The sequence below is a fragment of the Methylobacterium sp. GC_Met_3 genome (assembly GCF_026540775.1).
In the GTDB taxonomy this organism is placed as follows: domain Bacteria; phylum Pseudomonadota; class Alphaproteobacteria; order Rhizobiales; family Beijerinckiaceae; genus Methylobacterium.
On sequence record NZ_JALNUL010000084.1, the window covers coordinates 1 to 10,801 of the forward strand.

At 64.3% G+C, this 10,801-nt stretch carries 7 protein-coding genes and 1 pseudogene; 6 read left to right on the plus strand and 2 right to left on the minus strand.

The window, feature by feature from the left end; genetic code table 11:
- Nucleotides 1-1,551: 1,551 nt before the first annotated feature.
- From OXS27_RS30465 to OXS27_RS30490, 6 genes and pseudogenes are all read left to right on the plus strand, one after another.
- Nucleotides 1,552-1,695, plus strand: a pseudogene (locus tag OXS27_RS30465) (IS481 family transposase); the annotation flags it as partial.
- 249 nt (nt 1,696-1,944) lie between these two features.
- Nucleotides 1,945-3,474 (plus strand): DNA methyltransferase, encoded by a 1,530-nt coding sequence (locus tag OXS27_RS30470; protein ID WP_267361359.1) that lies wholly within the window; start codon nt 1,945-1,947, stop codon nt 3,472-3,474.
- A 417-nt stretch (nt 3,475-3,891) separates the two neighbouring features.
- Entirely contained in the window at nt 3,892-4,335 is a 444-nt protein-coding gene (locus tag OXS27_RS30475; RefSeq protein ID WP_267361361.1) for a DUF5681 domain-containing protein, read from the plus strand.
- Nucleotides 4,328-5,773 carry a phage terminase large subunit gene (gene terL / locus OXS27_RS30480; RefSeq protein ID WP_267361363.1) on the plus strand — a complete coding sequence of 482 codons (1,446 nt, stop codon included), beginning with the start codon at nt 4,328-4,330 and terminating at the stop codon, nt 5,771-5,773. The genes OXS27_RS30475 and terL overlap by 8 nt, the downstream gene beginning before the upstream one ends.
- Nucleotides 5,774-6,972: 1,199 nt before the next feature.
- A complete protein-coding gene (locus tag OXS27_RS30485; protein WP_267361365.1) occupies nt 6,973-7,416 on the plus strand; it encodes a hypothetical protein in 444 nt (147 codons plus the stop codon).
- On the plus strand, nt 7,416-7,808 hold the full coding sequence (locus OXS27_RS30490) for an HNH endonuclease signature motif containing protein (protein WP_267361367.1): 393 nt from the start codon (nt 7,416-7,418) through the stop codon (nt 7,806-7,808). Before OXS27_RS30485 ends, OXS27_RS30490 begins: the two co-directional genes overlap by 1 nt.
- A gap of 111 nt (nt 7,809-7,919) precedes the next feature.
- Here OXS27_RS30490 and OXS27_RS30495 read toward each other — a convergent pair whose 3' ends face one another.
- Both OXS27_RS30495 and OXS27_RS30500 read right to left on the minus strand, forming a co-directional pair.
- The gene (locus OXS27_RS30495) at nt 7,920-9,329 is read right to left on the minus strand and encodes a phosphomannomutase (protein WP_267361369.1); all 1,410 of its coding nucleotides are present in this window, start codon (nt 9,327-9,329) and stop codon (nt 7,920-7,922) included.
- A gap of 149 nt (nt 9,330-9,478) precedes the next feature.
- The gene (locus tag OXS27_RS30500) at nt 9,479-10,522 is read right to left on the minus strand and encodes a hypothetical protein (protein WP_267361371.1); all 1,044 of its coding nucleotides are present in this window, start codon (nt 10,520-10,522) and stop codon (nt 9,479-9,481) included.
- Between the last annotated feature and the right edge of the window lie 279 nt (nt 10,523-10,801).

The following is a 10,801-nucleotide window of genomic DNA, read 5'->3' on the forward strand; positions in this document are numbered from 1 at the left end:
CTTAGGCGCTCGGCCGAGAGCAAGACGATGCCAGCGCGCTGGATGTGCTTGAGGGGATGGGAGCGGTCGCTGGCGATCGCAAACAACCGTGCCGCGTCGCTCGCATCGGAGAGTACGCAGACCGCTGAGCCTTCGCTCAGACTCGCATGTCTCCTCGTCAGCGTGAATTCTTCGTTCGCGTCACTGCACGAGAAGCTGGCGGCTGCCGCACAGGCTTTGGTCGAAAAGCGGCGGCAGGCGGGACACTGCGCTTTACGAAGAGGGGCAACACGAGCTCACAATTGGCCTTCACGTTGGCGGTGACGATCTTGGCGACCTGTGGGCTCGCGGGGCTGGTGCCATGACCTCGACCTGGGGTTTTCTCTGAGATTGGGGACGGGAGCCGATCGCAGAAGCGCAAGGCGCTATGATGGTAGCTGTTCCAACCTCCTGTTCCTGTGGAGCCTGGCCCCGGGCCTATGGGCCCGCCTCTGCGACGAACGCTCAGTAGCGGTCGTCAACTGCGGCCCCTGACCCAGGCTCAATCCCAGTTGGAGCCTCTGACTCAGGCTGCGGACGAGCTGGTTCCCGTTTGGTCGCCGAACCCGTCGCCGACGGAGGTTTCGCCGTGGTGTGGGTACCAGGCGGGCCCATCTTCCCTACCGGGCCAGGAACACCTTGGGGTCCTCGTGGCCCAGAAGGCCCGGCTGGTCCGACCTCTCCAGCTATACCGGCCGGCCCTGCGGGACCAGCTGGCCCGGGTTCGCCCAGTGCACCAGCAGGACCGATCATCCCCTCAGGGCCGGGCGGACCCATCGCCCCCACGTCGCCTTTTGGGCCTAGCTCTCCCCTCAGCCCTGTTTCACCGCGCGTTCCGGGCGGTCCCGCCGGACCAACAAGCCCCGGCGCCTGCGGCCCTTGCTGGCCGCAGCCACTCACCACGATATCGCGCGACTGTTTGGGCGTCCGAAGCATCACGATGCAGGTGGCTGGGTGATAAACTACCCGAAACTCGAAATAACCTCGGGCATCAGTATGTTGGGGAAATTTGCCGTCGAGGGTGATTTCACTGTCTGGCTCGTCGGCATACCCGAGTACCCAAAGGTACCCGCCCGTGATCTTAGCATCCTCGACTTTCACGTCAGCATAGGCTGACGTCATACATGCCGCTATCAGACCCGCGCTAAAGCACATGATCACTTGCCAACGCATCAAATCTCGTTCCTGAAGCTATGGCATCCGTGAGACACCATTTTGCGGCTGCGCCCAAGGCGTCATTTCCGGCCGGTACACTCAGCGCGCGTCGGAGGCATTCCGTTCCAACGGGGCTCTGGCATTCGCTGCTTCTGCGTCAGAAATGAAAGGATATGACGCTACCTATGGGACGGGCTCGTTCGGCCCCCTGCGTGTAGGGGGACGGCGTAGAACCTGCGTAGCTGGGCAGGCCGCGCATTTGTCGAACTGCTTCATGCCTCGTTTCTTCGTCGACCTGCATGACGGGACTGAGGTTGCCCATGACGAAGATGGGTACGAATTGCCCGACCTGGATGCAGCCCGTGCGCAGGCGGTGAGTTCGTCGACGCCTACGATCACGCAAATAGGCACAAGATCCTACACGACCTGATACCCACCCAGTTCGTCCTGAACGCCTGGACGAACGAGCTCAATCGCTTCAGGATCGACCCGTCACACCTCATCCCGGGACCATACAGGTAGTCTCTTTTACGCTTGAAACATCATCCGGGAGGATCTAGTGTTCTTCTGCTCGTCATGTGGCGAGCGCTCACAAGCGACCGATCGCAATCGGTAGCTGTGCTTCACCAAAGTCTAGCAGCGGCGGCAGCCTTCCACATGCCGCAGCGGCTTCGACGATTTCCCTCATAGCACCCGTGCACCTTGCGGGGGGAATCGTTGATGGTCGTTGCGCGGTTGGGTTGCTTTCGGTCTCCGAACTGGAGGCCTACAATGTCTAGATTGACGTCGAAGCTCGCGACTTCATCAGCTCAGCCCAACGCGTTTCCGCTCGATGACGTCCCTCGGGTCGAGATACGGCCGGGAGTTGAGGCACGATACGGCCTCTGCCCGTGCAATACGCTCAAAGCTAATCCAGCCGCCGTCGGCGTTCATCCAAAGCAGCAAATCAAGAAGCTCCGGCGCTCTATCGCGCGGACAGGTCTGCTCGCCCCGGCGATCGTTGACGAGAACTACGTGATTCTATCCGGTCACGCGCGAGTTGAGGCCGTCAGCGCGCAATCTGCGGCCATACCCATCGTGCAGATCTTCGGATTATCCGAAGCGCAGAAGCGCATGTTCCTGCTCTCCGACAATCGCATCAGTGAGGATGCGCGGCTCGACCGCGAGCGGCTGGCTGAGCAAATCCCGAAGCTGACTGCCCTCTTCGAGGATGCGGGCTTCGAGATCTCCGATACGGGCTTCGAGATCGCGGAATTCGATGCCTTGACTGTCGATTTTTCCGATCAGAATGAGGTCGACGACGCTATCGATCCCACATCGCTGCAAGAGCCGGTCATCCTTCGCCCTGGAGACCTATTTCAGCTCGGAGGGCATCGTATCGCCGTTGGCGATGCCCGCGATTGCGAATTACTAGACCGATTGTTGTCGGGGACCGCGGTCGAGTGTGCGTTTCTCGACGTGCCCTACAACTTGGCGCAGGCCGCGCTCAGCTCGCGCGGTAAAGTGCAGCATGCCGATTTCGCGTTCGCGTCCGGGGAGATGGACCAGCAGGAGTACGAGACTTTCCTATCCGCCGCGTTGGGAAATGCCGCACGGGTCTCTGCGCCGGGTGCGGTGCACTTCATCTGCATCGATTGGCGACATGTGCAGAATATGATCGCTGCGGCCTCCAGCATCTACGGCGACTACCTCAACCTCGTCGTGTGGAACAAGACCAACGCCGGCCAGGGCGGCCTCTATCGCAACCAGCACGAGTTGATCGGCGTGTTCCGGGTTGGCCAGGCGCGCCACCTCGACAACGTCCAGATGGGACGGCACGGCCGCAACCGGTCGAATGTCTGGACTTATGCCGGGGCCAATGGTTTTGGCGCTGAGCGGCTGGCAAATCTCGCTACCCATCCGACCGTGAAGCCGGTCCAACTCGTCGCTGACGCTCTGAAGGACGTCACGCGTCTCGGGGCTACGGTACTTGATACGTTCGTAGGCTCCGGGACCACGATCTTGGCCGGCGAGCAGGTCGGCCGCCGCGTGCGTGCGGTCGAGATCGCGCCCCGGTATGCGCAGATTGCAATCCGGCGCTGGGAGCGCATGACCGGGCGTGCGGCGGTCTGCGTCGAGACCGGCGCAACCGTCGACGACTTGCTTCAAACGCGTAGCCAACCAGCCGCTGAGGGGCCGCATGGCGTACGGGAGCTGAATGACACGTCGGCAGCGCGCGAAGCTGTAGCATCGGCCGTCCTCCCAGAGGATTCGCCCGCACCGCCTCCGCCGCGTGTCCGCATCCGCACTCGGGTTGCCTGACCGATCGATGAAGTGACTTACCTGGAGTGGCGCTGTCACCGCTCCGGCGGATTGATGGTCGTATCTGCGTACCAGCCGGAACGCAGGTGCGCGTTGTCATCGTAAGGTCTCTGCGCGGGCCAAGTTTCTTGACAGGACGCGATATTAATTAGCGCAGAATCGGTGCTGTGCTTTGAAGTGTCGCAGACGCTTCTGCTTGTGGTCGGTCTGTAGATTTACTAAGATTTTCATGTAGATTTGCCTCAGGAGCCGTTGGAATTGCGGCTCTGTTTGCCCGTTCTGTTGGGAGCGTTGCAGCGCTTAGCAGGAGCGGTAATTCAGAGACGTCGTAAGTACTTCCCGGTTCGGGAGATTGTGATGTGGTCTGACGTTTAAGATCAGAGCTCCATTCGACGCCGATATGCTGGAGAATCCACGATGAGTGATGATGAGGATGAAAAAGTCGGCCCCGGTCGTCCACCGCGGAAATATCGCTTCCAGAAAGGACAATCTGGCAACCCCCGCGGGAGGCCAAAAAACAAGCTTAATATGAATACGATCGACGAGCACTACTACGACGCATTTTTTGACAAGAAAATAACTATTCGCGGCAAGAATGGCCCAGAGCTCGCTAGTCCTTTCTCGGCAATGTTGATGTTGCTGCGCAAGGAAGCTTTGAATGGCGACAGCACACTGACCGAGAGAATTCTAGATCGCATCGAACGTAGGGCGGCAGCTGCTCCACCCTCAAAATTCGAAGCGGATCGATCCGAGGATGATGAGGCGGTCTTGCGCCGGTTTTTGCGCTACAGCCCCGATCGACCTGTTGACGATGAGCCATCAGACGGCGCCGCGGCAGATGACGAGGGTGACGATGGCTGATCGGGCTCGCCTCTTGAGGGCTCTCCTCCGCCATGAGCTCTCTGCGTTCGTTCATCGGACGTTTCAGACGCTCGAGCCTGGAACCCTCTACCGACACAGCTGGCACCACGATCATCTGGCTTGGCAGCTCAAGCGCATCGCACGCGGCGACATCAAGCGGTTGATCATCAACGTGCCGCCGCGCTCGATGAAATCGATCACCGTCTCGGTCGCGTTCTCCGCTTGGCTGCTGGGGCATGTCCCGAGCCGACGGATCATCGCGGTCTCGTACGCCGCCGATCTCGCCAGGAAGCTCTCACAAGACACGCGCACCGTGTTGGAGAGCGATTGGTTTCGCGAGCTGTTTCCCGACTGCGTCCTGGTTCCTGGCCGGCAGCGCGATCTGGAGCTCACCACGACGCTTCGGGGCGGACGACTGGCGGTCGGCCTCGGCGGCGGCCTGACCGGGCGCGGCGCAGACATCATCCTCATCGACGATCCGATGAAGGCCATCGACGCGGTCTCGTCAGCTGAGCGTCGGCGGGTGATCGAGTTCTACGAGGGCACACTGGTCTCGCGCCTGAACGATAAGGCTAAGGGCGCGATCGTCATCGTGATGCAGCGCTTGCATGCCGACGATCTATGCGGGCATCTCCGTGACCGGGATCCGGAGGCTTGGGAGGTGGTAGAGCTACCCGCGATCGCCGTCCGGGACGAGAGATTCTGCCTCAGTGACGGGGTAAATGACATCTACTTGCGATCGCGTGGTGGGGTGCTTCAGCCAGAGCGTGAACCCCTCGACGTGCTGGAAGGTTTGCGTCGCCAGCTCGGCGTCCTGACCTTCAGCGCGCAGTACCAACAAGCACCCGTGCCCGCCGAGGGCAACGTGATCCGCCGGGATTGGCTGCGCTTTTATACGGATGATGAAGTGCCGGAGACCTTCGAACGCATCGTCGCATCCTGGGATACCGCTTCGACTCTGGGTGAGGCCAGCGACTGGTCTGTGGGCACGGTCTGGGGTGTGATAGGGTTGGACTACTACCTGCTCGATGTCGTCCGCGAGCGGCTCGAAGCGCCGGAGTTGCGGCGCGCGATTGTGAGCCTAAGTCGGCATTGGGGCGCAGCCGCGACCTTGATCGAGGATACCGAGCTGGGGCGAGCCCTGAATCAGGATCTGCGTCGCACCGGGGCCTTGTCGACGCTGCTGCGTCGCTCACGCTACGATAAGGAGGCTCGGCTGTTGGCGCAGACGGCTCGCTTCGAGGCCGGGCAGGTTCACTTGCCATCCGAAGCCCCGTGGCTCGCCGACTACATCGCCGAGCTGCTGGCGTTTCCAAACGGCCGGCACGATGATCAGGTCGATAGCACCTCTCAGGCGCTGGATTATCTGACGACGCGCGCGGTGCCGCCGCCCTTGCGGCGTCGCAATCCCGTGCGGCGTGAGATCGAGCGTCGCTGATATTGGGGCCGCTTGATCAGTCAGATCTGGATGGCATAGCAGCGGTCATTGGCGACGTCTTACGCTTGCCTCTGCGCGATCATCCAATCGTCCGTTCAGAGCCATTCCTTGCAGGCATCGTCCGGGCAGTTCCACTGCTAACGCTCCCTGCAGCCTAGCTGCACCCCCGAATGACCCGCGTCCCTCCGCGCTCGCAGCGTGCGGGCGGCAGTGTTGACACGCCGCGTCTCTTGGGCTGCCGCATTGCGAGCGCTCAAGGCTGAACGACCGAGCAGATGGAGCTGCGAGCTCAGGCTGCCGAGATCTCGGGGTCAGGAGTAGACGGTCGCATCACGATTGCCGCGGTCGCAGTCCGAACATGCATGTTTGGTCGTGCTCTCGGTCGACGGCGTGGACTTGCACGGCTTTGCCAGGTGCTCGGCAGCCCCTCACGCTGAAGCCCGCGGGTCGAACAGGCTGATAATAAACGCCGTCAGGCTTGAATCGGGCTGTTCGCCCGACGAAATCGGCGCGGTTTCGAACCCACCCAGCCTCCGCGCGATCCAGTATCCGGACGTATCGACCAGCGTTAGGGGCCGATCTCGCTCCTGGACTGGCGCGGGCCCCCCGTGAGGCCGACAGCTCGACCTGTCGCCTGCCCATCCCGCAATCGGTCTCTCGAAGTCCTCCTCTCCAGGAACTCCACTACGTGCTCTCCAGGAAGCATTGGTATCGAGGTCATGCGATCTGGTCGCGGTAATTCGCATTGCGGGAGCGGCTGTCTTTTTCTCACAATTCGACTGGACTTATCGGTCGATTGGAGCGGTAATACTCGTGCGGTTGGGCAATTGACCTACTCCATCGCGACGAGAAAAGAATGAGTACGCGTCATCTCAATTGCTCTGCCGGTGATAACTCGTCACCCGGCGATGCGAGCTCCTGCATGTCGTTGGACTGAGGCGCCTTCGCACAAGCTGTAAAAGGTTTCCGGCGATCACGTCGCCCCGCAGGGTCTCTCCTGGCCATGTGCGGGGCCAGGTCAGTGGCGGGGCTGGTCCCGCCGCTAGCCTGAGGCGCATTGCCGTGAACATCTACACATCAATCCAAACCCATCCTTTGTCGCCCCCGTCCCTGGTGGTTCCAGGTCCGGTATCGCCCGGAACCTCAGCCGCGCGCTCGTGCGTCCCGCGCGCCTCAGCGCTCACAGCGTGAGGGCGGCTATGTCGAACCGCACAATCTCATGGGCTGCCGCCCTGCGCGAACTCAAGGCGGACCGCGCTATCCGCTCTCCAGTTCGCGAGGAGCGCCTGCGCGCGAGCGCGGGCCTGCGCGGCGTGCCCCCGCTCGCCATGAGCGTGTGGCGCGGGCATTCGAGCCGGCGCTACGTCGTGGTGGTGCAGCCGCTCGACGCTCCCGATCCGGTCGCCGAGCATCCCGCGGTCGTCCTCGCGATCGCTCGCGATGAGCGCGGGCAGGCAGCGATTATCGCCGCCCGCGCCTGCGATACCGGCGATAGCGGCCTCCTCGGTTGGCTCGCTGCCTGTGCCGGGCTCGGCGCGCGTGAGCTGCATGCTTATCGATTGGCTGAGACGGCGCCTGAGCGCGCGGCGGTCGTGGCCGACCTGACCGGATCGGCTGCTGTAACCGCCACGGGGGTGGCGTGATGGTACGCCGGGAGTTCAGCAAAGCGGTGCTGCGCACCGCCCTCGCCCGCGCGGACGGACGCTGTGAGGGCGTGCTGGCGGACGGCAGTCGCTGCCCATGCGCGCTGCAGGCCGGGCGGTTTCACTACGATCACATCGTCCCAGCCGCGTTGACGGAGGATGCTTCCCTGGGGAACTGCCAGGTCCTGTGCCGCCCTTGTCATGCAGCCAAGACAGCGGTCGACGTCGGCGTGATCGCGCGGGTGCGACGAATGCGCGACAGGCATGCGGGCATTACCGATCCGCATCGACGAACGTTGCCGGGCGGCAAGGCTAGCCCGGTCAAGCGGTTGATCGGCGGTGGCGTCATCCGCCGCGATACCGGCGAGCGTCTAGATCGAGGCGGGCGGTGACCCGGATGCGGCGCAGCCTCGTCATCACCCGTCCCGATGCCGTGGGCAAGAGTTGGGCTGGCCTGCGCGGTCAGGCGCTAGATCTGGCCGCTGCCCGTCCCAGCGCGTCGATCACACCATGGCCGCCGCTGCGGCGCTCAGCCCCCATCGGACGAGATCCTGGGCCTCGCTCGCTGATTTCGCTTCGGCGTAACAGCGCAACTCCGGGGCGTTCCCCGAGGCCCGGAAATGGATCGCGCGTCCGCCGTCGAGCCCCATCCGGACCCCGTCCTGTTGGTCGACATCCTGCGGCACGCCGACCGGCTTCAGGAAGGCGGCGCGGAAGCCAGCGTCGCCAAGTCGTCCCAGGAAGGCGCTGCTCCGCTCGGCGGGTGTGTTGGGGAGCCGGTCGCTCGCCATCTCGCCGGCATCGAGCGACGTCACGAGGTCCGCCAGGGACGTGCCGGCCGCACGCGCCGCCGCGAGGGTGGCCAGGATCGGCAGCATCGCGTCCCGTGTCGGCAGGGCGGGCAGGGTCCGGCCGTCGCGGGTGACGTCCGATCCGAGCAGGAAGCCGCCATTGGCCTCGAACCCGACCACGATCTCGGCCCCGGCGGCCTTCGCCTGCTCCATGCCGGCGATGACGAAGGGCGAGCCCACCCGGGTGCGCAGGACCTGCCGGAAGCCGCCCGCCTGTTCGAGCGCCGAGCCGGCCGTGACCGGAACCACCACCGTATCGGCCCCGAGGAACCGCGCCGTGATCAGCCCGAGCACGTCCCCCCGCAGGATCCGCCCTGCCCCGTCGGCGATCAAGGGCCGGTCGGCGTCGCCATCGGTGGTCACGAGGGCGTCGTAGGCGCCGGACGCCATTACCTCGGCGATGTAGGCGATGTCCTCAGGACGGTGGGCTTCGGTGTCGATCGGCACGAAGGTGCCGGACCGGCCGATCGGTGTCACCGCCGCGCCGAACCCGGCGAGCAGGTCGGTCAGCAGGTCGCGGGCGACCGAACTCTGCTGGTAGACCGCGACGCGCAGGCCCTGCAGGATGTCGGGCGCGAAGGCCGCGCCGTAGCGCTGGTGGTAGCGCTCGACAGCGTCGGGTTCGGGCGTGGCCGGCGGGGCATCCGGCACCGCGCCGCCTGCTGCGACATCTTCAAGCGCCGCCAGGATCGCAATCTCGTCGGCCTTGGTGATCTCGCCCTCGGGCCGGTAGAATTTGAGGCCGTTGCGGTCCTCCGGGATGTGGCTGCCCGTGACCATGACGGCGCAGGCGCCGCGCCGCATCGCCTCCAGGGCGAGCGCGGGCGTCGGCAGCGCGCCGCAATCGATCGCCGTGAACCCGGCCGCCACCGCGGCGCTCGCCACCGTCGCGGCGATGCCCGCGCTGCTGTCGCGCAGGTCGCGCCCGATCACCACCGCGCGGCGGTCGTCGCCCGCGGGGACCGACCGGAAGAACGCGGAGGCGTAGGCATAGCTCGGCCCGCCGACGAGATCCGTCACGAGCCCACGCAGGCCGCTGGTTCCGAATTTCAGGCTGCTCACGGCGATTCCAAAGGCTCGGATTGGGTCGGGCTCGGGCGACTGATGCCGTAAATTCCAGACGATCTCAATGCCCCGCTCCAACGATGAGGTCTACGAAGCAGCAGAGTGTTGCCTGGTCGAGAGTGCGGATGCGGGGGTGGATCGCCTGTCTACGCGTTCCAATGCTTGTCGACGATGTCTTTGACCGCATCGGAGATGGCGGCGTCGAACACCAGCATCTCTTCCACCGGGCGAAGGCTCCGCAGCTGCTGCGCGAGGTCGCGCACCGCGGCGGGTGGCTCCGGCAGCACCGGGAGCGGGGCATCGATGTAGAGCTGGTCGAACAGCGTGCGCGCAAACGCCTGGAAGCGGGTCTTGTGGCCGACGATGCCGACCCGGGACAGGACCTCGATCGCCGCGATCGAATTGCCCGGGTGCAGCCGATCCTCCGGCATGCGGGTCCCCAGCTGGCGGGTCAGGGGATTGTACAGCAGGCGGTAGGCCGACTCCGGCATCATGCGGAAGAAGCGCTTGAGGCTCTTCGTGTCGGTCAGATCGTAATCCTTGATGAAGGCTGCGGCTTCGTCCAGCGCGCCGAGGCGCCAGCTGCGCGCCGGATCGGCGGCATCGTCGGCCCGCGCCTGCAGCCAGTGCATGCGGGTCGCCATTTCGAGGTGCGGGTCCTGCACTAGGAGTGCCGTGACCATCAGGTCCGGGGTCAGGTAATTCTCGTAGCGCGGGATGACGAGGGAACCCGACAGGAGGAGGGAGCGCACCGGGTTCAGGAAGATGCTGGTCAGGATCTCGTCGGACATGCGGTGCATGCCGAAGTAGCTGCGCGCGTAATGGGGGAACATGGCGCTCTGCAGGACCGACTCCGGTTCGATGCCGGTGTTGATCAGGCAGGTGCGGCACTGGATCTTTCCGTCGGCCGGAATGCGCCGATGCACCAGCACGTTGGTGTCCGCGTCATAGAGTTCGAGCTGTTCCAGCGCCGCGAGGCCCGGTACCTCGGCCTCGGTCACGATGAAGATGCACTGACCGGTCGCGTGCCAGCCGTTGTTCCGAAACGTCGCGTCGATATGGCTCGCCGCGACCTCCGCGACGCGCCGCCCCGCGACGGACACGACGACGCGACTGATTGCGAGCTGGTTGTCCGGAACGATCCAGCCCCGGATCGAATGGCCGTCGTCGTGATCGATGAAGAAGCGCACGGTGAGGCTCTAAGTCGTTTCTGGGGCGCGATCCGTCTTGGCGCAATCCGTTCGTCGGGGACGCTCCCGAGCGGGGCCATCGTTCCTCGGCCCCCTCCAGGCTTGGCGGCCCTACCATTTCGCCAAGTCGAGCGCAAAAAGCACCCGTGCCGCCGCGGGATCTGACGATCCGGTCGCCACGCGGCTGCGCCGGGATGGATGCCGGTTCGGCGCAGGCGGGCGGGCCACCGCAAGGGCCCGGAACCGTTCCGATTGCAACACGATCGGGAACGGTTCTAG